Annotated in this window: 20 protein-coding genes; 8 read left to right on the top strand and 12 right to left on the bottom strand. The window is 67.5% G+C overall.

From position 1 onward, the window contains the following. Positions 1-84: 84 nt before the first annotated feature. On the bottom strand, positions 85-2,508 hold the full coding sequence (locus AC5P7X_RS02900) for a putative bifunctional diguanylate cyclase/phosphodiesterase (RefSeq protein ID WP_346607883.1): 2,424 nt from the start codon (positions 2,506-2,508) through the stop codon (positions 85-87). Between the two features lie 218 nt (positions 2,509-2,726). Further along, on the bottom strand, positions 2,727-4,673 hold the full coding sequence (locus tag AC5P7X_RS02895; RefSeq protein ID WP_053497041.1) for a DEAD/DEAH box helicase: 1,947 nt from the start codon (positions 4,671-4,673) through the stop codon (positions 2,727-2,729). A gap of 269 nt (positions 4,674-4,942) precedes the next feature. Here AC5P7X_RS02895 and AC5P7X_RS02890 point away from each other — a divergent pair, with 269 nt between their 5' ends. After that, positions 4,943-5,164, top strand: coding sequence for an RNA-binding S4 domain-containing protein (locus AC5P7X_RS02890; protein WP_014036469.1), 222 nt, complete (start codon positions 4,943-4,945; stop codon positions 5,162-5,164). An 11-nt stretch (positions 5,165-5,175) separates the two neighbouring features. Here the strand turns inward: AC5P7X_RS02890 and ubiM are convergent, their stop codons facing one another. The 4 genes from ubiM to AC5P7X_RS02870 all read right to left on the bottom strand — a co-directional run bounded on the left by ubiM (position 5,176) and on the right by AC5P7X_RS02870 (position 8,602). Continuing rightward, positions 5,176-6,354 (bottom strand): 5-demethoxyubiquinol-8 5-hydroxylase UbiM, encoded by a 1,179-nt coding sequence (gene ubiM / locus AC5P7X_RS02885; protein ID WP_206620732.1) that lies wholly within the window; start codon positions 6,352-6,354, stop codon positions 5,176-5,178. 79 nt (positions 6,355-6,433) lie between these two features. Next, a complete protein-coding gene (locus AC5P7X_RS02880) occupies positions 6,434-6,823 on the bottom strand; it encodes an MAPEG family protein (RefSeq protein WP_053497038.1) in 390 nt (129 codons plus the stop codon). An 11-nt stretch (positions 6,824-6,834) separates the two neighbouring features. After that, positions 6,835-7,380, bottom strand: coding sequence for a DUF4019 domain-containing protein (locus tag AC5P7X_RS02875; RefSeq protein ID WP_005415810.1), 546 nt, complete (start codon positions 7,378-7,380; stop codon positions 6,835-6,837). A gap of 58 nt (positions 7,381-7,438) precedes the next feature. Continuing rightward, on the bottom strand, positions 7,439-8,602 hold the full coding sequence (locus tag AC5P7X_RS02870) for a COG3904 family protein (protein ID WP_070488886.1): 1,164 nt from the start codon (positions 8,600-8,602) through the stop codon (positions 7,439-7,441). A gap of 428 nt (positions 8,603-9,030) precedes the next feature. On the opposite strand from AC5P7X_RS02870, the gene AC5P7X_RS02865 reads away from it, so the two are divergent. From AC5P7X_RS02865 to AC5P7X_RS02855, 3 genes are all read left to right on the top strand, one after another. Further along, the gene (locus AC5P7X_RS02865) at positions 9,031-10,509 is read left to right on the top strand and encodes a DNA-3-methyladenine glycosylase 2 family protein (RefSeq protein WP_495214402.1); all 1,479 of its coding nucleotides are present in this window, start codon (positions 9,031-9,033) and stop codon (positions 10,507-10,509) included. Next, positions 10,506-10,997: a methylated-DNA--[protein]-cysteine S-methyltransferase gene (locus AC5P7X_RS02860; RefSeq protein WP_005415806.1), complete on the top strand. Its 492-nt coding sequence runs from the start codon at positions 10,506-10,508 to the stop codon at positions 10,995-10,997. Before AC5P7X_RS02865 ends, AC5P7X_RS02860 begins: the two co-directional genes overlap by 4 nt. A 356-nt stretch (positions 10,998-11,353) precedes the next feature. After that, positions 11,354-12,604, top strand: coding sequence for an alkaline phosphatase family protein (locus AC5P7X_RS02855; protein WP_495214401.1), 1,251 nt, complete (start codon positions 11,354-11,356; stop codon positions 12,602-12,604). Between the two features lie 132 nt (positions 12,605-12,736). On the opposite strand, the gene AC5P7X_RS02850 is transcribed toward AC5P7X_RS02855, so the two are convergent. Further along, on the bottom strand, positions 12,737-12,916 hold the full coding sequence (locus AC5P7X_RS02850; RefSeq protein ID WP_004150462.1) for a 30S ribosomal protein THX: 180 nt from the start codon (positions 12,914-12,916) through the stop codon (positions 12,737-12,739). A 110-nt stretch (positions 12,917-13,026) separates the two neighbouring features. Continuing rightward, positions 13,027-13,440: a MerC domain-containing protein gene (locus AC5P7X_RS02845; protein WP_005415804.1), complete on the bottom strand. Its 414-nt coding sequence runs from the start codon at positions 13,438-13,440 to the stop codon at positions 13,027-13,029. A gap of 135 nt (positions 13,441-13,575) precedes the next feature. Here AC5P7X_RS02845 and AC5P7X_RS02840 point away from each other — a divergent pair, with 135 nt between their 5' ends. The 4 genes from AC5P7X_RS02840 to AC5P7X_RS02825 all read left to right on the top strand — a co-directional run bounded on the left by AC5P7X_RS02840 (position 13,576) and on the right by AC5P7X_RS02825 (position 19,465). Then, positions 13,576-15,783: a TonB-dependent receptor gene (locus tag AC5P7X_RS02840; RefSeq protein ID WP_495214400.1), complete on the top strand. Its 2,208-nt coding sequence runs from the start codon at positions 13,576-13,578 to the stop codon at positions 15,781-15,783. Positions 15,784-16,060: 277 nt separating this feature from the next. Beyond that, a complete protein-coding gene (locus AC5P7X_RS02835; protein ID WP_005415802.1) occupies positions 16,061-16,627 on the top strand; it encodes a TetR/AcrR family transcriptional regulator in 567 nt (188 codons plus the stop codon). Then, complete coding sequence (locus AC5P7X_RS02830) at positions 16,627-18,300, top strand: MFS transporter (RefSeq protein WP_005415801.1); 1,674 nt, start codon at positions 16,627-16,629, stop codon at positions 18,298-18,300. The genes AC5P7X_RS02835 and AC5P7X_RS02830 overlap by 1 nt, the downstream gene beginning before the upstream one ends. A 10-nt stretch (positions 18,301-18,310) precedes the next feature. Further along, positions 18,311-19,465 carry an HlyD family secretion protein gene (locus tag AC5P7X_RS02825; RefSeq protein WP_065177465.1) on the top strand — a complete coding sequence of 385 codons (1,155 nt, stop codon included), beginning with the start codon at positions 18,311-18,313 and terminating at the stop codon, positions 19,463-19,465. Positions 19,466-19,535: 70 nt separating this feature from the next. On the opposite strand, the gene AC5P7X_RS02820 is transcribed toward AC5P7X_RS02825, so the two are convergent. The 4 genes from AC5P7X_RS02820 to AC5P7X_RS02805 form a co-directional block, all read right to left on the bottom strand. Beyond that, entirely contained in the window at positions 19,536-20,027 is a 492-nt protein-coding gene (locus tag AC5P7X_RS02820) for a Fur family transcriptional regulator (protein WP_005415799.1), read from the bottom strand. 34 nt (positions 20,028-20,061) lie between these two features. Then, positions 20,062-21,465 (bottom strand): glutamate--tRNA ligase, encoded by a 1,404-nt coding sequence (gltX, locus tag AC5P7X_RS02815; protein ID WP_005415798.1) that lies wholly within the window; start codon positions 21,463-21,465, stop codon positions 20,062-20,064. Between the two features lie 154 nt (positions 21,466-21,619). Then, entirely contained in the window at positions 21,620-23,212 is a 1,593-nt protein-coding gene (locus AC5P7X_RS02810; protein WP_065197074.1) for a M20/M25/M40 family metallo-hydrolase, read from the bottom strand. Positions 23,213-23,388: 176 nt separating this feature from the next. After that, entirely contained in the window at positions 23,389-23,799 is a 411-nt protein-coding gene (locus tag AC5P7X_RS02805; RefSeq protein WP_005415796.1) for a hypothetical protein, read from the bottom strand.

Raw genomic sequence — 23,799 nt, 5'->3', positions numbered from 1 at the left:
CCGCGCCCACTGCGCGTCGCCCCTGGCAGGCATTATCGCAGCCGCGGCTGCAACGCATGTGTAGACCAAAGTCGCCGACGGCGTTCAACCTGCGGCAGGCGGGCCCTGCACCGCCACCAGGCGCACCGGCCGCAGGTCGGCCAGGGTCATCCGTTCCAGTGGCTGCGGTCGCTCGACCGCATAGCCCTGCAGGCCCTGCACCCCAAGCCGGGTCAGCGCGGCGGCGACTTCGGCGGTCTCTACCCATTCGGCCACCACCTCCATCTGCAGCTCGCGCCCCAGTTCACTGATCGCGCGCACGGTGGCGTGGCTGACCGGATCGGTATCCATGTCGCGCACGAAGGCCCCGTCGATCTTCAGGATGTCGGCCGGCAGCTGGCGCAGGTAGCCGAACGAGGACAGCCCGGAGCCGAAATCGTCCAGCGCCATCCGGCAGCCGCGCGCCTTCACCGCATCGATGAACGCGCGCGCCTGGCTGAGGTTGCTGATCGCTGCGGTCTCGGTGATCTCGAAGCACAGCTTGGAGGCCAGCGCGCGATTGCGCTCCAGCAGGTCGCAGACGAAGGCGAGGAAGCCGGGTTCGGCGATCGACTGCGCCGACACGTTGACGTTGCACAGTCCCAGCTGCCGCACATGCGCCGGGCACACCTGCAGGTGCCGGAACAGCAGGCCGAGCACGTGCCGGTCCAGCGCCACGGCCATGCCATAGCGCTCCACCGCCGGCATGAACTGGCCCGGCAGGTGCAGGCTGCCATCGCTGCCGCGCATGCGTACCAGCACCTCGTAGTGCAGGTAGGTGGGATCGCCGACGCGGGCGATGCGCTGCGCATACAGCACCATGCGGTTCTCGGCCATGGCCAGGCTGACGCCCTGCAGCCGCTCGGCTTCCCGGCGCCGTTCCTCCAACGCCATGCGGTTCTCGTTGAAGCAGTGCACGCGGTTGCGCCCGGCCTGCTTGGCCGCATAGCAGGCACTGTCGGCGGCGCTCATCAACCAGTTCACATCCGGTGCATCGGCGCTGACCTCGACCACGCCGATGCTGCAGCTCAACTGCGGGCTGCCCTCGCTCACCGGGAACGTCGCCTGCCCCAGATTGCGGATCACCCGCTGCAGCACGCGCTTGGCCTCGTCCTGCCCGGCATGGGCGAGGAACACCGCGAACTCGTCCGCACCCAGCCGGCCCACCCAGTCACCATCGCGCACCGCCGCCACCAGGTAATCGGCGAAGCTGCGCAGCATCTGGTCGCCGGCGGCATGGCCGAAGCTGTCATTGACCAGCTTGAAATGGTCCAGGTTGATGTAGCACAGCGCGTGCGTACCACCTTCGCTGCGCACCTGCATCAGCGCGCGTTCGAGCAGGCGTTCGATCTCGCGCCGGTTGATCAGGCCGGTCAGCGGGTCATGGCTGGCGTGGTGTTCGATCTCGCGCGCCAGTGCATGGTTCTGGCTGACGTCTTCGATGATCGCGAACACCGACAGGCCACCGCCGGCGCTGCGCACACCGGTGCCGCTCCAGCGGCCCCAGACCAGGCTGCCATCACGACGGCGGAAGCGCAGTTCGCTCGGCCGCAGCTGGCGGTCCCAATCGATGCGCCCCACCCCATCAATGACCAGCTCGCCGTCCATCAGCAGGTCAGCCAGCGACAGCTGCAGCAGCATGTCACGACGATGGTCGAGGATGTCGGCCATCGCCTGGTTGGCCTCGATCACCTTGCCTTCGGTATCGAGCTTGAGCATGCCGACGTTGGCCTGGTAGAACGCTGCGCGGAAGCGGCTCTCGTGTTCGGTCAGGTCCTTGCCGACGCGGCGCGCCAGGGCCACCGCCATCAGGCTGATCGCCAGCACCGACAGGCCCGCGACCATCAACGTGGCCAGCCTCACCAGCGTCGCCATCCGCAGCAGCGCCTGCGAGAACGCCTGGCTCTGCACCTTCATCCGCTGGTCCAGGTCGCGCAGCTGCTGCAGGTAGTGGTCACGCGTGGCTGCCAGTACGGGGCCACCCTCGTGCCGCCGCTGCAACTCATCGACCAGGCGCTGCAGCGCCATCAGGTCCCCGTCGGTCTGCCGCCATAACGCGGTCGCTTCGCGGAAGGCACCGATATCCCGCGCGTAGCGGAACGAAAACACCAGGCGCGGAATGTCGGCGTGCGCGTTGCCCCCCTGCAGGAAGCCCTGCCGGGCCTTCTCTTCGTCAGGCTCCGCCTGTTCCAGCGCCAACCGCGCCTGCAGATCGCCCAACGGCACCTGCAGGGCCTGGCGTGCATCGTCCAGGTCCTGGGCATCACCGCGCGCCAGGTAGCGACTGAGCGCGGCGGTCGCATCCTGCTGACCGCGCGACCAGTATCCCTGGCCGGCGATCCAGGCGGTGGAGGCCGCCTGCAGTTCCTGGATCAACGCCGACAGTGCGACCAGTCCGATCGCCATGCCGGTCAACAACGCAAAACGCAGTCCCAGCCCCCGGGTCATCGGCACCCGCCGGCTCTGTTGGTCCGTGCCACTCCTACCCATCCCGGATCCCCCCGAATGTGCTGCGGTGACAACCTCCTTTGGAACCGGGCCAGCCTATGACCGGCAATGTGTTGACCATGCGAAAAAGGGGACGGAGGGGATTAAGTCGTTTTCGGCATAAGCGCATGGCCTGCCAAATACGACTTAATCCCCTCCGTCCCCTTTTCCTGTGCGCCAGCCCGGGGGCTGGCGTTGTTCTTGACGGCTGCGGGTGCGGCTTAGAAGCTGCGCGGGCCGCGCGGCTTGAAGCCATCACGACGCGGCGGGCGGCTGTCGCGGTCACCGCCGCGGTCGCCCCCATGGCCACCCGGACCACCCGGGCCGCCACGACGCGGGCCACCCGGGCCGCCCGGACCACGCTTGTCGAAGCGCGGCTTGAACGGACGCGGGGCCGGATTGATCTCTTCACCGGCCGCCAGCGGACGCATCTGCAACTGCTGGCCGGACACCCACACCTTCTGCAGGTGCGACAGCACGTCCGGCGGCATCTGTGCCGGCAGGTCCAGCAGCGAGAAGTCGTCGTGGATGTCGATGCGGCCGATGAAGCGGCTTTCCAGGCCGGCTTCGTTGGCGATGGCGCCGACGATGTTGGCCGGCTTCACGCCGTGCTGGTGGCCCACCGAAATGCGGTAGGTCTCCATGCCCTGCTCCGGCGCACCACGCGGCGGAACCTCGCGGCGCGGACGCGGCTCGAAACCACCTTCGGCGTCGTCGCGACGCGGGCCACGCTCGAAGCGCGGCCCCCGCTCGTTGCGGTCGAAGCGATCGCCACGCTCCGGGCGGTCGCCACGGTCGAAGCGCTCGCGCGGCGCGCGCTCTTCACGCGGGGCACGCACCGGCGGCTGCAGCAGGAACGGGGTATCGCCCTGCAGCATCCTGGCCAGCGCGGCGGCGATCTCGATGGCCGGCACGTTCTGCTCGTTCTCGAAGCGCTCCAGCAGCTGGCGGTAGAAGTCCAGGCCGCCGGCGCCGAGCGTTTCGCTGATGCGCGAGGTGAACTTGTTGATGCGGGTGTCGTTGACCGCTTCCACGCTCGGCAGCTGCATCTCTTCGATCGGCTGGCGGGTGGCGCGCTCGATCTGGCGCAGCATGCCCTTCTCGCGCGGGGTGGCGAACAGGATCGCCTCGCCGCTGCGGCCGGCACGGCCGGTACGGCCGATGCGGTGCACGTAGCTCTCGGTGTCGTACGGGATGTCGTAGTTCAGCACGTGGCTGATGCGCTCCACGTCCAGGCCGCGGGCGGCCACGTCGGTGGCGACCAGGATGTCCAGCTTGCCTTCCTTCAGCATGGCAATGGTGCGCTCGCGCTGGGCCTGCTGCATGTCACCGTTGATGGCGGCAGCGGCCAGGCCACGCGCCTGCAGCTTGCTGGCCAGTTCTTCGGTGCCGGCCTTGGTGCGCGCGAAGATGATCATCGCGTCGAACGGCTCGACTTCCAGGATGCGGGTCAGCGCGTCCAGCTTGTGCATGCCGCTCACCCACCAGTAGCGCTGGCGGATGTTGGCCGAGGTGGTGGTCTTGGCCGCGATGGTCACTTCCACCGGGTCCTGCAGGTAGGTCTGCGCGATGCGACGGATCTGCGGCGGCATGGTGGCCGAGAACAGGGCCACCTGGCGCTGCTCCGGCAGCTTCTTCAGCACCGCTTCGACATCGTCGATGAAGCCCATGCGCAGCATTTCATCGGCTTCGTCCAGCACCAGGGTCTTCAGCTCGGACAGGTCCAGGGTGCTGCGGTCCAGGTGATCGATCACGCGGCCGGGGGTACCGACCACGATATGCACGCCACGGCGCAGCGCCGACAGCTGCTGGCCGTAGGGCTGGCCGCCGTACACCGGCAGCACGCGGAAGCCCGGGATCTTCGACGAATAGGACTGGAACGCCTCGGCAACCTGGATGGCCAGTTCGCGGGTCGGCGCCAGGATCAGGGCCTGGGGCTTGATCTGCTGCAGGTCGATGTTGGACAGTACCGGCAGTGCGAACGCAGCGGTCTTGCCGGTACCGGTCTGGGCCTGGCCCAGCACGTCGCGGCCTTCCAGCATCGCCGGGATGGTAGCGGCCTGGATCGGCGACGGGGTTTCGTAGCCGATGGCGGTGACCGCCTGCATCACGGGCTCGGACAGGCCGAGCTGCGCGAACTGCAGCGGCGCTTGGGAATCTTGGGACATGGGGAACTCCGAAGGCACTGCCGTCTTCCTGGCAGTGCGATAAAAAGGGTGATGGTCCGCGCTTTGGGCGCCCTTCTTATCGCGTGCCCTGGCGCTGCTCGGTCGGAGGAGATTTCACTCGCTCAGAGCGGAATGATACCGCATTGATCCTGAACGAGGCGTACAGCTTTCCATGCGCGTGCCGTCATGCCCCGTGCTGGCGCACAATACGCGCCCTTCTTTCCGGCCCGGCCGCTGGCCTGCGCCCTCTTTCCAGGACCCCTCGCTCCATGCAGATTCTCGAATTCGACCTCGACGGCGACTACGTCGAACTCAAGCAGCTGTTGAAGCTGGCCGACCTGGTCACCAGCGGCGGCGAGGCCAAGATGGTCATCAGCGAGGGCCAGGTGCGGGTCGATGGTGAGGTCGAACTGCGCAAGGCCTGCAAGATCCGCGCAGGCCAGGTGGTCGAGTTCGCCGACAGCCAGATCCGCGTGCTGGCCGCTGGCTGATCCGAGAGTGTTCAGGCCACGCGCTGGGTCAGGTGCGAGGCAATCAGCTGTCTGAACGGTGCCACGCCCTGCGCCACGCGCAGGCCCGCGGCCCGCAGCAGGCGTGCCGGGCGGCGATCGTCGGTGTACAGGCTGGCGATCGCATTGGTGGCCTCGTACAGCGGCCGCGACGCCAGTCGATGACCGCGCTGGTAGCTGGCCAGCATGCCGGCGGCGGCAATGTCGGCACCGCGCCGCTGCTGCGCGGCGATGCCCTGTGCCAGCCGCTGTGCGCTGGCCAGTCCCAGATTGAAGCCGTGCGCGGTGACCGGGTGCATGCCCACCGCGGCATCGCCGATCAGCGCGGAACGCTCGCCGACGAAACGGTGCGCGTACACCCCCACCAGCGGATACGCCTGCGCTGTGGCCACCGGCTGCATGCGGCCCAGGCGATGCTCGAAGCAGGCACTGATGGCCTCGCCGAAAGCCACCTCGTCCATCGCCAGCAGTTCTTCGATCTGCCGCGGCGGCAGCGTGATCACCGCCGATGCCTGGCCCTCGTTGAGCGGCAGCAGCGCCATGGTGCGGCCGTAGCCGAACCACTCCCAGGCCGTATGGTGATGGTCGCGCTCGACCTGCATGCGGCATACCAGCATCGACTTGCCGAAGTCGCGCATCTGCGCACCGATGCCAAGCATGCGGCGCGTGGCGGAGAAGCGGCTGTCAGCCGCGACCAGCAGGCGCGCGTGCAGTTGACTGCCGTCGTCGAGTCTGACCACGTGGCCCTGCGCATCGGCCTGCACGCCCAGCACCTTGCGCCCGTCGAACAGCTCCAGCCCATCCTGGCCCTGCACGGCATCCCATGCAGCACGGCGGATCAGGTGGTTGGGCACCAGCCAGCCCAGCGGCTGGCCATCAGCCTGACTGCTGGCGAAGGTCAACGCGAACGGCGAGCCGCCGTTCATCACCCTGGCATCGCGCAGCTCGGCGACTTCGGCCTGCGGCAGGCGCTGCCACAGCCCCAGTTGCTCCATGCTCTGCCGCGAGGCATGGGTCAGCGCGATCTCGCGGCCATCGAAGGCGGCTTCGGCCAGAGCCTGGCGCGGCTGCACTTCGACCAGCCCGACCTGCAGGCCACTGCCGGCCAGCGCACGCGCGAAGCACAGGCCCGCCGGTCCGGCGCCGACCACCACCACGTCCATCCTGCGCATGCGCGCCTCCTGCCGTTGATTCAGTCCGGGCCAGCATAGCGCCGCGCGCATGACTGGCCTTGATCTGGATCAGGCCCGGTTACAGCAGTGCGAACACCAGCGCCAGGATCGACAGCAGCGATACGAGCCAGACCAGGCTGCGCACGTAGGGCACGCCTGCGGCATACAGCGGCAGGTAGACCACACGCGCCCAGAAGTAGGCCTGCGCAGCCAGCGCTGTGGTGTCGTTGCTGCGCCCGGCCACGACCACTGCGATCGCGACGGCGGCGAAGAACGGGAACGTTTCCAGGAAGTTGGCCTGCGCACGCTGCAGGCGACCGGCCAGCGCGCTGAGCGGCTTTGCATCGCCATCGCGTGCCGAGGCATTCCACTTCATCCCGCGCTCGCGGGTGACCACGGTGGAGGTGGCGAAGATGTAGACGAAGCCCAGCAGCACCGACCAGGCCAGCATTGTCAGCTCAGTTGCCATCGTTCATCTCCTCAGGGTGCCGACGCGCGCAGGCTGTAACCGGCCAGGCGCCAGACCTGGTCTTCGTCGAAGCGGAACGAGACCAGCTCGCGCACCGGCTGTGCGCTGTTGGCGAAACGGGTCGGGAAGCTGACGTTGATGTACAACCCTTCCGGCACTGCGGCGCCGGGGCTGTACTTGACCCGGGTGATGGTCGGCTGGCCACGCCCGGCCAGCGCACCCAGGCGCGTGCGCTCGGCGGCCAACTGGCTGACGAAGGTGGCTTTCGGCACCGCACGGCGCGCGACGGCCGAAGCGCCATCCCACAATTCGCCGGCGCGGTTGGCATCGACCAGCTGCGCCGCCTTCAACGCAGCCGCGCCCATTTCCGCGTCCTGCTTCTGCACCTGGGCCTGCTGCGCAGCGGTCAACGCCGGGGCACCGGCAGTGGCGGGCTTCGCGGCCGCCGGCGATGCCGGGGCCGGGCGTGCCGGAGCCGGTGCAGGCGTGGCCGGCGCAGGTGCCTGCGCCAACGCAGTCAGGGGCAGCAGGGACAGCAGCAGGAGCACGCGCTTCATGGACACCGCCGGTTTTCTGGAGAGAACCGCAGTCTACGCCAGCGCGGTGACTATGCTGTCAGCGTGCCGGGGCGTCGCCCGCCACCGCTGCCGCATCAGCCTGCGCGGCGGGCGCGGCGGCGTTCACTGGCGCCTGTTCGGCCACCGGCGGGGGCTCCGGCGGCGCTGGTGGCAGCGTCGCCACATCGATCTCCGACAGCGGGCTTTCGTCGGGACAGACCGCGTCCGGGAAGCCGAAGCGCTGCTTCAACGCCTGGCCACAACTGTTGATCGACTCCATGTCGGCGCCTTCGCGCTTGCACTGCTGGTCGAAGGCGACCAGGAAGGCGTCCTTGCGCTGCACGAAATCGTCGCCGCAGGCACGCATCTGCTTGATCCGTTCCAGATCGTCCTGCACCGCATTGGTGCCATCCAGGCCGTACTGGCGCAGTTCGTCCGGGGTCAGCAGGCGCAGGCTGCGGTTGGGCACGGTCATCATCAGATCCGCCACACCGACCGCCACGCCGTTGCGCTGCAGGTAGTCCTTCACGTTGTCGTAGACCTCGTGCAGCTCGCGGTTGAGCTCGGCGCGCGAGGTGGCCTTGGAGCTGATGCGCATCATGCGGTGGATGCCGACCTTGCCCGACAGCAGTCGGTTGTCGCCGGCGGCCAGCACGAACACGCAGGCGCTGTGGCAGATCGAGCCTTCGCGCACCCAGATGGTCCAGCCCGATTCACCGATGCTGTCACCGGCCACGATCGCCGACTCCACCTGCCCGCCGCTGGAATCCAGGTCAAGGATGCGCTTGTGGATCTTCTGCTGGTCGGCCACCACCGCCAGACGCCACATCATCTCGGCGAAGCCCGGATTGATCTTGCCGGCGTAGCGCACGCGCATCAGGCCACGCTCGGCGCACGGGGCCAAGGCCTGGGTGATCTGCTCGCGCTGCAGGCCTTCCAGCTCGACACCGTCGCCAGCTTCGCCGGCGTACTCGGTGCTGCAACTGATCCAGGCGCGTCCATTCTCCAGCTGCGCCTGCGGCCACGGCCGGTCCGCCTGGCTGCGCGGCGGTGCCGGCGGCGGCGGTGCGTCAGCCGCATTGATCGACACCATGTTCTCGCCATCGCTGGACGGCGCCCGCGCGGCCTTGTCGGCGGCAGTCACATTGCCCGGATTCTCCAGCTGGCTGCAGCCCGCCAGGGCCAGGCACAACAGGGGCAACCAGCGGAGTTTGGCGGACATCGGGCAACCGGTCTTCACGTGAGCAAGAGCCACAGTCTACCCGTCCAGGCCGCGCATTCAGTGCGTGGTGATGAACCCCTTCTGACCCTTGGGAAAGCGTGTCGACCAAGGTCGACACCTACCAGAGCGGGATGCCCTTCCGACAGATCGCAGGAACCTGTCGAAGCCGGGGTGGGTCCGGTTGCGGGAGTGTCCGCGGCATGGATGCCGCGACCAAGCCCCCAAGGACGGGTTTACGGCGTCTCCCGCAACCGGGCCCACCCCGCCTCCCCACAGAAAACCAGCTTCTGCCGTTGCCGTTGCCGTTGCCGTTGCCGGCCAGCGGCCGGCACTACCGCGGGTGCAGGGCGCAGCCCAGCCTGACCCCCTTCAGCATCCATGTCCGAATGTGGCGAGTATCGCCGCCCGCGCGGGCCTAGACTGGCGCCATGGACTCCCCTCTCGCCCTCGACACCGCCGCCTGCGACCGCGCCCGCCTGGCCCGCGACGCACGCTTCGACGGCGTGTTCTTCACCGCCGTGCGCAGCACCGGCATCTATTGCCGCCCGGTGTGCCCGGCACCGCCGCCGAAGCCGCGCAACATCACCTACTTCCCCACCGCCGCGGCCGCCGCGGCCGCCGGGTACCGCCCCTGCCTGCGCTGCCGCCCGGAATTGGCACCGCAGGCCCAGCAGGCCCTGGCCGGACAGACCGTGCAGCGCGCACTGGCGCTGATCCACGGCGGCTTCCTGCAGGAGCAGCCGGTGGCCGATCTTGCAACGAAGCTCGGCCTCAGCGCGCGCCAACTGCAGCGCCTGTTCGTCGAACATCTCGGCGCAACGCCCGGGCAGATCCACGCAACCCATCGCCTGTTGCTGGCCAAACAGTTGCTGACCGAAACCACGCTGGCGGTGACCGACGTCGCGCTGGCTGCCGGCTACAACAGCCTGCGCCGCTTCAATACCGCGTTCCTGCAGGGCTGTGGGATGGCGCCGACCGCCCTGCGTCGCCAGCATCAACCGTTGGCTGCAGATGATGGCGGCCTGGTGCTGCGCCTGGGCTACCGTCCACCACTGGACTTCCTACGCATGCTGGCCTTCCTGCGCAAACGCAGCCTGCCCGGCATCGAACTGATCGGCGAAGACAGCTACCAGCGCGTACTGGGCACGCCAGAGCGCCCCACCCTGCTGCGCGTCACCGCCGATTCGAAGCGCCCGGAACTTCGCCTGCAATTGGGCGCGGTGGATCCGCGCTTGATCCCTGACATCGTGCGCCGCGTGCGTCGCGTGTTCGATCTGGATGCCGACCTGCAGCAGGTGCATGCCGCGCTGGGCGAAGAACCGCTGCTCGCGCGTGGCATCGCCGAACGCCCCGGACTTCGCGTACCCGGCGGCTGGGATGGTTTCGAGGTGGGCGTACGCGCGGTGCTCGGGCAGCAGGTCAGCGTGGCCGCGGCCACCACCTTCGCGCGGCGCCTGGTCGACGCCTATGGCGCGCACCTGCCGGGCATGCCATCCGACTTCGATCGCCAGTTTCCAGCGCCCGAGGTACTGGCCGAGGCGCCTCTGGAATCGATCGGCCTGCCGCGCAGCCGCGCCGCCACCGTGCGCGCATTGGCCGCCGCCTGTGCCAGCGGCCGGCTCGACTTCGGGCCCGGCCAGGCCTTGGAGGAATTCGTTGCGCGCTGCGTTGCACTGCCCGGCATCGGCCCCTGGACCGCGCAGTACATCGCCCTGCGTGGCCTCGGCCAGCCCGATGCCTTCCCGGCCGGCGACCTTGTGCTGCAGCAGGTGCTCGGCCATGCGCAGGGCCAGCGCCTGAGCGAACGCGCGACCGAAGCGCGCTCGCAACCGTGGCGGCCGTGGCGCGCCTACGCGGTGCTGCACCTGTGGCACCTGTCCGGCACGTTCGTTGGAGAACCGACATGACCCTGTTGTTCGATCGTTTCGACAGCCCGATCGGCGTGTTGACCATCGCCGGTGACGAGCGTGGTCTTGCGCACGTGCTGTTTCCGGAGAACCGTCACCCCGCACGCGGGCGCGACGGCTGGCATTACGCACCGGATGCACTGCCGGAGGCACGCGAACAGCTGCTGCAGTTCCTGCACGGTGAACGCAGCCGGTTTGACCTGCAGCTGGCACCACGCGGCACGCCGTTCCAGCTGCGCGTGTGGCAGGCGCTGGCGTTGATTCCGTTCGGCCAGACCTGGAGCTATCTGCAGTTGGCGCAGCACCTGGGCCAACCCAGCGCGACCCGCGCGGTGGGCGCAGCCAACGGCCGCAATCCATTGCCGATCATCCTGCCCTGCCACCGCGTGATCGGCAGCAACGGTGCACTGACCGGCTTCGGTGGCGGCCTGGAAACCAAGGCCGCGCTGCTGCGGCTGGAACAGCGCCAGGCCCCGCTGTTCGCCTGAGAGGGCCGGCCGGGCTGCGCCCGGCACCCGCAGAGGCAACGGCAAGGTCAAGAGCCAATACAGCTCCGATTTTCTACGCGTTGGGTGGGGCGGTATGGGTGGGCAGGACACGCCGTAAACCCATCCATGGGGGCTCGATGGCGCCATCCATGGCGCCAACGGTCCTGCCCACCCACACCGCCCCACCTTCGACAGATTCCCGCGGCGGCTGGTAGGTGTCGACCTTGGTCGACACGGTAGATCCACGCCATGCGTGGATGGAGGCATCTGGAATCTGTCTGGAGAAAAGCCCCCTTCTTGTTGAAGGGCGCGCGCCGTGTCTTGGGCGCGTCATTGCGCCGGCTTATCATGCGCGGATGACTTCCGTACGCCTGACCTGTGCGCTGGCGCTGCTGCTGCCCCTGGCTGCCTGCACCACCGCGCCCGCGCCTTCCGCCTCCGTTCCCACTTCCATCGCTGCGGCGGCACCGCCGAAGCTGCTGCTGATCTCCATCGACGGCCTGCGCGCCGATGCGCTGGACCGCAGCCTGACCCCGAACCTGCAACGCCTGATCGATGGCGGCGTGCGCGCACGCTGGATGACCCCGTCCTATCCGTCGCTGACCTTCCCGAATCACTACACCCTCGTTACCGGCCTGCGCCCGGACCACCACGGCATCGTCAACAACAGCATGGACGATGAAGCACTGGGCCGGTTCGAGCTGAGCAATCGCGAAGCGGTTACCACCAGTGGCTGGTGGGGCGGCGAACCGATCTGGGTCGGCGCCGAGAATGCTGGCGTGCGTTCGGCCACCACGTCATGGCCAGGCAGTGAATCGGAGATCCGTGGCGTACGCCCCAGCCAGTGGCGCATCTACGACGGCAAGGAGCCGCTGGAACAGCGCGCCGGCATCGTGCTCGATTGGCTGTCACAGACAGACGCCGATGCCCCCCGCCTGACCACGCTGTACATGGAACACGTGGACAAGGCAGGTCACAACTACGGCCCCGAGTCGAAGCAGTACGCCGACGCCATCGTGCGCGCCGACCAGATCGTCGGCCAGGTGCTCGACGGACTCCAGCAACGTGGGCTGGCCGCAACCACCAATGTGATCGTGGTCTCCGACCATGGCATGGCCAGTGTCCCCGCTGGCCAGGTGATCGCCACCGAATCGATGGTCGACCCAGCGATTGCGCGCAATGTCAGCCAGGGCCAGTCGGTCGGCTTCGCACCGGTGGTCGGCCATGAAGCCGCCGCCGAACGCGCTCTGCTCGGCCGCCACGCGCACTACGAATGCTGGAAGAAAGAAAAACTGCCGGCGCGCCTGCGCTACGGCACCCATCCGCGCATTCCCGCCATTGTCTGCATGATGGATGCAGGCTGGGATGCCCTGCATCAGGAAAAGATCGCCAAGCGCGAACAGCAGGACCGCGGCTCGCACGGCTACGACAACGCGCTGCCGTCCATGCGCGCGGTGTTCGTGGCCAGTGGCCCGTCGTTCCGCCAGGGCCTGGTGATCGATGGCTTCGACAATGTCGATGTCTATCCACTGCTGGCACACCTTCTGCAGGTACCAGCCGCGCCGAACGACGGCAACCCGGAAACGCTGAAGAAGACCCTGCGCTGATCCGGTTGTAGAGCCGAGCCCACGCTCGGCTGCATTGCGCCAGCCGGGCATGGGCTCGGCTCTGCAAAATCATGCATAAAAAAACGCGGCGCCAGGCGCCGCGTTCTTCCTTGGACCAGTCGCGCGGCCGGATCAGGCCTTGGCGACGGCCTTCTTCGCCACGGCCTTCTTCGCCGGAGCCTTGGCCACGGTCTTCTTGGCAACCGGGGCGGCGGCGCCTACGGCGACCTTGCTCGCGGTATGCGAACGGGCGTTGCCGTAGCTGGCGTTGTAGCGCTTGCCCTTGGCGGTCTTGCGGTCACCCTTACCCATGTCTTCAACTCCTCAAGTGTGAAATCTGGTTACCCCGTACTGACACGGGTTCGGCGGGGCCGCCTTGCTGGGCGCCCCCGCGCACGATCGAAAATCCTATCATGGAGCGCCTAGTGCGCGCAGCTGGCGTCGTGTACGTGGCCGTGGTTCAGGCGCAGGTTGACCAGATGGGCAACGCCCACCAGCAGGCCACCGATGGTCATCACCACCGCATGCGGCACGGCGTTGTGATGCAGCGGCTCGTACAGCACGCCGGCCCACAGCGCGACCAGGCCGGGGATCAGGAAGCCCAGCGCACGCAGCGCGCCATGGCGGCGGTAACCCCAGACCAGGCTGAACAGCCCAAGCAGGGTCACGAACAGCACCAGCGCCTGTTCAACGCCGTCGCTCAGCCAGAACGACAGGCCCAGCGAGGGCGCTGCCGCCAGCAGCACCGGGATGACTGCGCAATGCACCGCGCACAGCATCGAACCGGTGGCACCGAAACGGTCGAGCAGGTGGCGCAGGCGTGAGGACAAGGACATGACTTCCAGCAGGGTCGGCGAATCGTTATGGAATAATATAACATCCCTTCCCGACCCGCACGCTTTCCCTCCCCCTGTCCCATCGACGGGATTCGTGCGCCCCGCGATTGATACAGTGTAACAAAGGACCCATCCATGCCCGCCCACACCGCACGGCTCAAGCCGCATTCCCTGGCCCTGGCCCTCGCCGCCCTGCTGCCGTCCGTCGCCTTTGCAGCCGGTCAGGACACCGCCCATCGTGACCGCCACCTGACCGAGCTGTCCTCGGTGCAAGTCACCGCGTCGCCGCTGCAGGGCGATGCCGAATCCCTTGCGCGCCCGGTGGAGGTGCTGGCCGGTGAGCGCCTGGACGAACAGAAGGCCGGCACCCTCGGCGATACCGTGGCCAAGCTGCCCGGCGTGCAGAGCACCTTCTTCGGGCCCGGCGTCGGGCGCCCGATCATCCGCGGCCAGGAAGGCCCACGCGTTGCGGTGCTGTCCAACGGCATGGGCAACATGGATGCATCCACCGTCAGTGCGGACCATGCCACCAGCATCGAGCCGTTCCTGGCTGACCAGATCGAAGTGCTGAAGGGGCCGGCCACGCTGCTGTTCGGCAGCGGTGCCATCGGTGGTGCGGTCAATGTGGTCGACGGCCGCATCGCGCGCGAGCTGCCCGAGCGCCCGCTCAGCGGCCGCGCCGAGCTGCGTGGCAATTCGGTGAACAACGAGCGCAGCGGCATGTTCCGCCTCGATGGCGTCAGCGGCAATGTCGTGCTTCATGTGGACGGCCTGGTGCGCAATGGCGACGACTACCGCATTCCCGGCTATGCGGTGATCGACAGCCTGGAAGACCACCACGACGACCACGACCACGACCACGCGGGCGAGGAAGGCGAAGAGCCGCGTCGCGGCCGCCTCGACAACAGCTCCATCCGCACCCGCGCCGGCGGCGTCGGCGCTACCTGGCTGGGCGACGGCGGCTACTTCGGTGTGTCGGCCAGCACCTACCGCACCAACTACGGCATTCCCAACGGCGCACACGTGCACGCCGACGGCGACGATCACGGCCATGACCACGGCCACGACCACGGCGATGAAGAGGAAGGCGGCGACGAGCATGACGTGCGCATCGACATGGTGCAGAACCGCTTCGAGACCAAGGCCGGCATCTACAACCCGGTCTCGTTCCTGAAGAACATCAACGCACGCGTGGCCTACACCGACTACGAGCACGTGGAGCTGGAGGCTGGCACGCCCTCCACCCGCTTCACCAACCGCGGCATCGAAGCGCGCCTGGAAGCGGTGCAGCAGCAGATCGGTGGCTGGGACGGCGCCTTCGGCCTGCAGTTCGGCAACAGTGATTTCGGCGCCAAGGGTGAAGAAGCGTTCGTACCGGATACCGGTACGAAGAACATCGGCCTGTTTGTACTGCAGGAAAAGCAGTTCGGCCCGTTCAAGCTGGAACTGGGCGGCCGCCACGACCAGGTCAAGCTGGACCCGACCGGTGACTACCGTCGCCGCACGTTCGGTGCCACCAACCTGTCTGCCGCCGGTATCTGGAAGCTCAACGATGCCGTTGACCTGCGCATCGGCGTGGACAGCTCCGAGCGTGCACCGACCAACGAAGAGCTGTACGCCGCCGGCGCGCACATTGCTACCCGTTCGCTGGAGATCGGCGACGGCAACCTGAAGACCGAGCGCGGCCAGCGCGTGGAGCTGGGCATCCACACCCACAGCGAGCGCCTGGACTTCTCCGCCTCGGTCTACCAGACCAGGTTCAAGGACTTCATCTACCTGGCCGACACCGGCGTTACCGAGGGCCTGCCAGTTCGTGCGTGGACCCAGCAGGACGCGGTATTCCGCGGTGCCGAGGCCGAGGCCCTGGTGCACCTGTTCGAGGGCGGCGCCGGTGACTGGGACCTGCGCCTGTTCGGTGACTACGTGAAGGCCAAGCTGGATGGCAGCGGCAGCCGCAACCTCGACATTGCCGTTCCGCATGGCGACCACAACCACAACTACACGGTGGAGCTGGCCAACACCGGCTACCTGCCGCGCATTGCTCCGGCCCGCGTCGGCGCCGACCTGCGCTGGTCGAAGGACGGCTGGCGCGCCTCGGTCGGTGCGGTGCGTTACAGCCGCCAGAAGGACGTGGCGCAGAACGAGGAGCCGAGCGATGGCTACACCCTGGTCGATGCGCACCTGGCCTATCGTTGGGACCGCAACGCCAGCAACAGCTACGAGGTGTTCCTGGATGGCAGCAACCTGACCAACCGCGAAGTGCGTCCGCATACCTCTCTGCTGCGCGACTACTCGCCGCTGCCGGGCCGTGGCGTCGCATTCGGTATCCGCGCGTTCTTCTGACTCTCCTCCATCCACGCATGGCGTGGATCTACTGCACCACGCCGGGGGTCGGATCCCATTCCGCAGGAATGGGCTCTGACCCCGGCCTGAGACCACGCATGGCGTGGATCTCCTTGCCACTCCTTCCACGCGTACGCAGCGGGGGCCTTCGGGCCCCCGTTTTCATTTCGACCCACGCGCTCACACACCCGTCACAAAGATGTGCGTACCACAACAAGCGGACAATCCCGTCAACCAATGTCTCGCCAATCGGACACTTTTGTCCGAAAATAATTCCATGACTGCCCAACGTGCCGATGCTGCCGCCCGCCGTGCCCTCATCCTCGACGCCGCCGATCACGTGTTCGGCCAACACGGTGTCACTGCCCCACTGGACCTGGTGGTCGAACGCGCCCAGGTGGGCCGCGCCACCCTGTACCGCAACTTCCCCGACCGCACCGCGCTGATCCAGGCGCTGCTGCAGCGTACGGTCGACCGCATCCGGCGCCAGGTCGAACAGCTCGGCGACCGCGACGACGCCCTGTTCGAGGTGTTCGAGGGCATGGCCCAGCGCATCATCGATTCGCCGGCGCTGGCCGATTACTGGCGCGCGGTCGATTCGGACGTGCCGGCCATGCGCGCGGCGCGCGAGACCGTGCGCGACCTGCTGGAGGAGCCGATCGCCCGCGCCAAGGCCGCCGGGCTGTGCCGTGCCGATCTGGAGAAAACGGATATTTCACTGATCTCGGGCATGCTGGGCGCAGCCCTGCGCGGCAAGACCCGCGACGAGCGCGCCCACCTCGCCGGGCGCGCCCTGCAGCTGCTGCGCGGGGGTCTGCAGGGAGCAACCAGCGAGGCGCGCTGATGGTCCAGCCGTATCTGAAGCCGGTTCCGGATTGGGAGGAGCACGAGAAGCCGACCATGCCCGGATCGGCATCGATGCCGTGGCACCCACCGTACCGGCGTGTGGCTTATGCGCTGGTATCGCTGCTGGTGGCGATCACCGGCGGGCTGGGCAATGCGCTGGTCACTGCCAACCTGCCGTTCCTGCAGGGCCAGCTGGCGCTGACCCCGACCCAGGGCAGCTGGCTGGTGGCGGCCTATGCAATGGTCAATGTCACCGCCAACCTGCTGGCCTTCAAATTCCGCCAGCAGTACGGCATCCGCCTGTTCGCCGAAATCGGGCTGGGCCTGTACGCGGCGCTGGCGGTGCTGCACCTGTTCGTCGGCAGCTTCGAGACCACGATGCTGACCCGTGCCGCCAGCGGCTTCGCCGGCGCGGCCTGTTCGACCTTGGGCACGCTGTACATGCTGCAGGCCCTGCCCCGCCGCTTTACCGGCAACCTGCTGGTGGTCGGCGTCGGCCTTTCGCAGCTGGCGGTGCCGATCGCCTGGATCGTTTCACCAGGCTTGGTGGATACCGGCCAGTGGCACCAGCTGTATTCGTTCGAGGCCGGCCTTGCGTTGTGCGCATTCGCCGCCGTAGTGGTGTTGAAGCTGCCGCCCGGCATCCAGGTGAAGGCCTTCGAGCCGCTGGATTTCCTTACCTTCGCGTTGCTGGCGCCGGCGGTTGCGCTGCTGGTGATCGTACTGGCGCAGGGCTACACCCGTTGGTGGCTCAACACGCCGTGGCTGGGCTGGGCGCTGATCGCCTCGATCGTGCTGTCCACCACCGCCTTCATCATCGAACACTACCGGCGCAATCCGCTGCTGCAGACACGCTGGCTGGCCAGCCTGCCCGTACTGCATTTCATCGTCGGCGCGTTCCTGATCCGCTTCCTGACCACCGAGCAGTCCTACGGCGTGGTCAACCTGATGCGCACGCTCGGCATGGGCCCTGATCAGTTGCGGCCGCTGTTCGTGGTGATTCTTGCCGGCGTGATCACCGGTATCGCCGGCACTGCACTGACTTTCGGGCCCAAACGGCTGATCCCGCAGCTGCTGATGGCGATCCTGCTGCTGGGCGCTGCCGCCTTCTTCGACCAGCACCGCACCAGCATGGATCGGCCGCACGATTTCTACGCCAGCCAGTTCCTGGCCTCGGTCGGCGCCGGCATGTTCATGGGCCCGCTGATCATGCTCGGCATTTCCGCTGCGTTGAAACAGGGTGTGGACCACATGATCACCTTCCTGGTGACGCTGTCGATCACGCAGACGCTGGGCGGTCTGGCAGGTTCGGCGGTGCTGGGGACCTTCCAGCTGCATCGCGAGCAACTGTACTCCAGCGCGCTGACCAGCCAGCTCGATCCAGCCGATCCTGTGGTGGCGCAACGCCTGCGCCTCCAGCAGCAGCTGTACAGCGCACAGATCACCGACCCGGTGCTGCGCAGCGCGCAGGGCAGCGCGCAGCTGGCGCAGACCACGCGCCGCGAAGCCAATGTGCGAGGCTTCAATGATGTGTTCACCCTGAGCGGTTGGCTGGCGATCGGCTTCCTGTGCTGGTTGCTGCTGCTGTCGCTGCGCACCGCCGTGCTCAAGCAATGGCGCAAGCGCCACCCCGCCCTTTCCACCGCGGCCACGCCAGCCGCGCCCCGCTGAGTTCTCGACCATGCCCCCCGTCCCGCCCCGATCCGACGACGCCGACAACGTGACGCCACCGCCGCCGACCGACGCGGCACCTGCGCCCACGCCCGTTGAACCGGCGGTCGCGCCGAAGTATCTCAAGCCCAGCGCGCGCAGCGTGGTGGTGATGGTGGTGGTGGCCCTGCTGGGCATTGCACTGATCCTGCGCGCCTGGCACCTGTGGCCGTTCACCAGTAGCGTGATGGTGACCGACAACGCCTATGTGCGCGGCCAGATCACCGTGATGGCGCCACAGGTCAATGGCTATGTGACTGAAGTGCTGGTGAAGGATTTCCAGCACGTAAGGCAGGGCGAGCCGCTGCTGCGCATCGATGACCGCATCTATGCCCAACGCGTCGCCCAGGCGCAAGCGACGCTGGACAGTGCGCGCGCGGCGCTGGCCAACTCCGACCAGTCGCAGGCGCAGAACCGTGCGCAGATCGCCTCGGCGCGCGCCACGCTCTCGGCTGGCCAGGCCGAACTGCAGCGCGCACGCAACGAGCTGAAGCGCTACGAGGAACTGGCCGCGCAGCAGTTGGTGTCGATCAATGACCGCGACAAGTTCCGCACCAGCCAAGCCTCGGCGCAGGCCAGCGTGCAGCAGTCGCAGGCGCAGATCCGAATCGCCGAGGAAACACTGGTGTCGACCCAGGTCGCGCGCAAGAGCCTGGAGGCCCAGGTGGAAAGCGCACAGGCGCAGCTGGAACTGGCCCGCATCGACCTGGCCAATACGGTGATCCACGCACCGCGCGACGGCCAGATCAGTGAAGCCAGCGTGCGCGTGGGCCAGTATGTCGCCGCCGGTTCGCAGCTGCTGTTCCTGGTCCCTGACACACTGTGGGTGGTGGCCAACTACAAGGAAGGCCAGACCTGGGGAATGGCGATCGGCCAGCCGGCCACGTTCTCGGTGGACGCGTTCCAGGGCCAGGTGCTGCGCGGCCGCGTGCAGGAGATCGCGCCCGCCACCGGATCGGAGTTCAGCGTGTTGCGCCCGGACAATGCCAGCGGCAACTTCACCAAGGTGGTGCAGCGGCTGCCGGTGCGGATATCGATCGATGAAGGCCAGAAGCTGGCCGCGCAGCTGCGGCCTGGCATGTCGGTGATCGTGCGGGTGGATACCGCAGGCAAACCGAAGGACTAGCGTTTGTCATGAAACGGGGGTCAGATCCCTTTTGCCAAGGCAAAAGGGATCTGACCCCAGGACCCATTGCTCAGCCCGCGCAGCGCGCGCAGAGACCGTGCACTTCCAGCGTCTGTGCCTGCGGCTGGAAGCCCAGTTCCTTGGCCCGCTTCTCCAGCTGGCTGACGATCTCGCGGTCTTCCAGCTCCACTGCGCTGTGGCAGCTGTTGCAGATCAGGAACGGCACCGAATGGGCGGCGCTGCTGGGATGGTGGCAGGCCACGAAGGCATTCACCGACTCCAGCTTGTGCACAAAGCCATTGGCCATCAGGAAGTCCAGCGCGCGGTACACGGTGGGCGGGGCATCAGCGCCCACGCCCTTGCCGTTGCGCACCCATTCCAGCAGCTCGTAGGCCTTGACCGGCTTGCCGGCCTCGGCGATCAGCTTCAGCACGTTGGCGCGGATCGGGGTCAGGCGCAGCCCGCGTTCGCGCGAGACACGCTCGACCACCGCCACGAAATCCGATGCGTCGTGGACGTGGTGGTGCGGGGCGGTACAGGCAGTGGCGGTCTTGGCGGGCATGCGTGTTCTCCGGTTCGGGCCTGGCAAGGATGCCTCAGGCCGTTGCTACCTTGGTGATGGCCACATCAATGCGTTTCAAGGCCTGTTCGCGACCGGCCAGGTACACGGTATGGGAAATGTCAGGGCTGACCTGGGTGCCGGTGATGGCCACGCGCAGCGGCTGGGCGACCTTGCCCATGCCGATCTCCAGCGCTGCGGCCGCGTCATGCAGGGCCACCCCCACCGACTCGGCGGTCCATTCCGGCAGCGCGGCCAGCAGCTCGCGGGCCTTGCCCAGCGCCACCTCGGCACCGGCCTTGAAGTGCTTGGCCACCGCCGCTTCATCGTACTCGGTCAGCGGCTGGTACCAGACCACGGCCTTCTCGGCCATTTCCTTCAGGGTCTGCACGCGTTCACGCAGGGCGATCACCACATCCTCCGGAGCCGGGCCGGCGGCCACGTCCAGCCCCAGCTTCTGCAGCTGGTAGACCAGGTGCGGCACGATCGCGGCCACGTCCTCGGTCTTCAGGAAGTGCTGGTTGACCCAGCCCAGCTTGGCCATGTCCAGGCGTGAGGCCTTGGAATTGCAATCCTTCACGTCGAACAGGTCGATCAGTTCCTGGCGGCTGAACAGCTCCTGGTCACCATGCGACCAGCCCAGGCGGGCCAGGTAGCTCAGCAGCGCATCGGGCAGGTAGCCGGCGTCCTTGTACTGCATCACGTCAGCCGCACCGGTGCGCTTGGACAGCTTGGCGCCCTGCTCGTCCAGGATCATCGGCATGTGGCCGAACCTGGGCACCGGCGCGCCGATGCCTTCATACAGGTTGATCTGGCGCGGGGTGTTGTTGATGTGGTCGTCGCCGCGGATGACCTCGGTGATGCCCATGTCCCAGTCGTCCACCACCACCGCGAAGTTGTAGGTGGGGTAGCCGTCCGGGCGGAAGATGACCATGTCATCCAGCTCGCTGTTGGCGATCTCGATGCGGCCCTTGATCAGGTCATCGAACACCACCGTGCCTTCCAGCGGGTTCTTGAAGCGGATGACGCGGTTCGGGTCGTCCCGGTAGGGCAGGCCCAGATCGCGCGCAGCGCCGTTGTAGCGCGGCTTTTCCTGCCTGGCCATGGCGGCCTCGCGCATGGCATCCAGCTCCTCGCGGGTCTCGTAGGCGTAGTACGCCTTGCCCTCGGCGATCAGCTGCTCGGCCACTTCCTGGTAACGGGCGACGCGGTCGGTCTGGTAGATCGGGCCTTCGTCGTAGTCCAGGCCCAGCCACTCCATCGCCTCCAGGATGGCGTCGATTGCGCCCTGGGTGCTGCGTTCGCGGTCGGTGTCCTCGATGCGCAGCACGAACTCACCGCCGCGGTGACGGGCCTCCAGCCAGCAGTACAGCGCGGTGCGGGCACCACCGATGTGCAGGTAGCCAGTGGGACTGGGGGCGAAGCGGGTGCGGCAGGTCATGGACGGCTCGAGGAACGGGAATCCCCCGATTTTACCAGCCCACCGCCCCCGACGGAAAAAGGGGACGGAGGGGATTAAGTCGCGATTGCCCGGCCCTGGGGTGCTGCAACCGGGAAGCGGAGGGGAGATACGACTTAATCCCCTCCGTCCCCTTTTACGGTTCTGCCTTTCGCGGGAAGGACGGCTCGCGCATTGCGGCGTTGTAGGCGAACGAAGCGACGATGGCCGCGGCCTGCTTCAGGTCTTCCGGTTCGGCGTGATCCCAGGTGTCCAGGTGGCTGTGGTGGACGTTGGTGAAGTAGTCCAGCCGGTCCTGGATGAACTGGAAGCCCGGCAGGCCGATGCGATCGAAGCTGATGTGGTCGGTACTGCCGGTGTTGCGGGTGGCCACGGTGGTGGCGCCCACGTCATGGAACGGCGCCAGCCAGGCTTCGAAGATCGGCATCGCCGCCAGGTTTTCCTGCGCGTAGATGCCACGGAAGCGGCCCGAGCCGTTGTCCATGTTGAAGTAAACCTGGAACTTGCTGTAATCGCGGGTCTTCTGCAGTGCACCGGTCGGCTCGCGCAGCGACGCCGGCAGCGCCTTCTGCGCCGCGTCGGTGGGTTCGGGGAAGCGACCGAAATGCTTGGCGACGTAGGCCTGCGAGCCGATCAGGCCCTGCTCCTCGCCGCTCCACAGCGCCACGCGGATGGTGCGCTTGGGCTTGGCGCCGGTGGCCTTGAGGATGCGCATCGCCTCCATCATCACCGCCACGCCGGCCGCGTTGTCGGCCGCACCGGTGCCGCTGTGCCACGAATCCAGGTGCGCACCGATCATCACCACTTCATCGGGCTTGCTGCTGCCGCGGATCTCGGCCAGCGTGTTGTAGCCGGGCTGGTCGGCCTCGTCGGTGAAGCGCGCCGCTACATCCACGCGCAGGCGCACCGTCTGCTTGGCCTGAAGCGCGCGCACCAGCGGATTGAAGTGTTCGCTGATCATCGCCAGTTCCGGGATGCCCACCGGCTCACCGGCCTTGCGCGAACCGCCGCCGGCAACGCGGATGATGCCGTTGTCCCAGCTGCTGATGCTGATCGAGGCCAGCGCGCCCTCTTCGACGAAAAACGCATTGACCTTGGCCGCCAGCTGCTGGCGTTCCTGGTACTCCTTGACCCGCTTGGCGCGCTCGGCGGTAGCGTCCTTGTCCTTGGGCAGGGTGAACTCCTGCAGGCCCTCGAGCGAGGTCGCGTCGTGGCGGTGCGAATCGGGCTCGGTGCCCCGCTTGTATTCGCGTGCCTCGCCCAGCAGGAGGATCTTGCCGCGCAGCTTGCCGCGGTACTTCTCGATGTCTTCGGGCTTCTTGATGTCGACCTGCACCAGCTCGCCTTCGACCGGGCCCTTCGTACCGGGGGTCCAGGCTTTGGGCAGCGCATGCAGCGGCTGCACGCGGTCACCCAGCATTTCCACGCTCGCCGAGGTGAATTCCCAGCCGCGGCCGAAGTCATCGAAGGCTTCGTCGTGGACGTTGTCCAGCTTCCATTCGTTGAACTTGCCGCGGGTCCACGCATTGGCGCGGCCCATCGCCGGCGAATTGCTCAGGCGCGGGCCGATGCGCTCGGTGAGATAGCTGAAGGTGTCCATCACCTGCGAACGGTGGAACGCCTCCTGGCGGATGCGGCTGACCATGTCCAGGTCCACCGTTTCGCGCTGCTGCGCCGCTGCATTGCCACCCATCGCCAGCGCTACGGCCAGCACGCCCCACTTCAACACATCGCACCCCTGCCCTTCGGCTCGATCATCAACCCATCGAGTCTAGCCAGCCGGGGCGCGGCGATACCGTCCCATCGGTCATGGGCGGCGCGGTAGCGTGCGAACCGAGGTTCGCACCCACCAAGGTGTTGGGTTCTCGCCAGTAGATCCACGCCATGCGTGGATGAACAGCCGAATCACCCGCTCCATCCCAACCACAACTGCGCCCGCTCCGGCAGCAACAGCAACCAGTGCCGCCGGTCGACGCTGCTGCAGCCGTACACCGCCGCGTGTGCCGGCCAGTCATCCGGAAGGCCGCCGATGCCGATCTCGGCCAATGCCTCCGCGCCGGCCTTCCATGGCCGATAGCGCGGCACCCGCCCGGCCACCGCGCCGCGTCCCTGCCGCGCACCCTGCAGCCAACGCAATCCCTGCCCCTGCAATCCTTCGCAGGTCACCGCCGCCAGCTGGAAGCGGACCAGACCGGGGGCGATCCGCGCCCCCGGCAGGGCCGCCAGCACGCCATGTGCCTGCAGCAGCGCATCCACTTCCAGCAGGGCCGGAATGCCCTGCCGTGCCCGTTGCCGCAATCCCTGGCGCCAGCCCAT

It is taken from the genome of Stenotrophomonas sp. YJH_SMC_53, from assembly GCF_059369995.1.
Note: the sequence above shows the minus strand (reverse complement) of the source record. Positions and strands in the feature narration are given on the sequence as shown.

Bases quoted from the DNA above. Each gene is read 5' to 3' on its own strand.
- AC5P7X_RS02900 (WP_346607883.1), bottom strand. From the start codon at position 2,508: ATGGGTAGGAGTGGCACGGACCAACAGAGCCGGCGGGTGCCGATGACC.
- AC5P7X_RS02895 (WP_053497041.1), bottom strand. From the start codon at position 4,673: ATGTCCCAAGATTCCCAAGCGCCGCTGCAGTTCGCGCAGCTCGGCCTG.
- AC5P7X_RS02890 (WP_014036469.1), top strand. From the start codon at position 4,943: ATGCAGATTCTCGAATTCGACCTCGACGGCGACTACGTCGAACTCAAG.
- ubiM (WP_206620732.1), bottom strand. From the start codon at position 6,354: ATGCGCAGGATGGACGTGGTGGTGGTCGGCGCCGGACCGGCGGGCCTG.
- AC5P7X_RS02880 (WP_053497038.1), bottom strand. From the start codon at position 6,823: ATGGCAACTGAGCTGACAATGCTGGCCTGGTCGGTGCTGCTGGGCTTC.
- AC5P7X_RS02875 (WP_005415810.1), bottom strand. From the start codon at position 7,380: ATGAAGCGCGTGCTCCTGCTGCTGTCCCTGCTGCCCCTGACTGCGTTG.
- AC5P7X_RS02870 (WP_070488886.1), bottom strand. From the start codon at position 8,602: ATGTCCGCCAAACTCCGCTGGTTGCCCCTGTTGTGCCTGGCCCTGGCG.
- AC5P7X_RS02865 (WP_495214402.1), top strand. From the start codon at position 9,031: ATGGACTCCCCTCTCGCCCTCGACACCGCCGCCTGCGACCGCGCCCGC.
- AC5P7X_RS02860 (WP_005415806.1), top strand. From the start codon at position 10,506: ATGACCCTGTTGTTCGATCGTTTCGACAGCCCGATCGGCGTGTTGACC.
- AC5P7X_RS02855 (WP_495214401.1), top strand. From the start codon at position 11,354: ATGACTTCCGTACGCCTGACCTGTGCGCTGGCGCTGCTGCTGCCCCTG.
- AC5P7X_RS02850 (WP_004150462.1), bottom strand. From the start codon at position 12,916: ATGGGTAAGGGTGACCGCAAGACCGCCAAGGGCAAGCGCTACAACGCC.
- AC5P7X_RS02845 (WP_005415804.1), bottom strand. From the start codon at position 13,440: ATGTCCTTGTCCTCACGCCTGCGCCACCTGCTCGACCGTTTCGGTGCC.
- AC5P7X_RS02840 (WP_495214400.1), top strand. From the start codon at position 13,576: ATGCCCGCCCACACCGCACGGCTCAAGCCGCATTCCCTGGCCCTGGCC.
- AC5P7X_RS02835 (WP_005415802.1), top strand. From the start codon at position 16,061: ATGACTGCCCAACGTGCCGATGCTGCCGCCCGCCGTGCCCTCATCCTC.
- AC5P7X_RS02830 (WP_005415801.1), top strand. From the start codon at position 16,627: ATGGTCCAGCCGTATCTGAAGCCGGTTCCGGATTGGGAGGAGCACGAG.
- AC5P7X_RS02825 (WP_065177465.1), top strand. From the start codon at position 18,311: ATGCCCCCCGTCCCGCCCCGATCCGACGACGCCGACAACGTGACGCCA.
- AC5P7X_RS02820 (WP_005415799.1), bottom strand. From the start codon at position 20,027: ATGCCCGCCAAGACCGCCACTGCCTGTACCGCCCCGCACCACCACGTC.
- gltX (WP_005415798.1), bottom strand. From the start codon at position 21,465: ATGACCTGCCGCACCCGCTTCGCCCCCAGTCCCACTGGCTACCTGCAC.
- AC5P7X_RS02805 (WP_005415796.1), bottom strand. From the start codon at position 23,799: ATGGGCTGGCGCCAGGGATTGCGGCAACGGGCACGGCAGGGCATTCCG.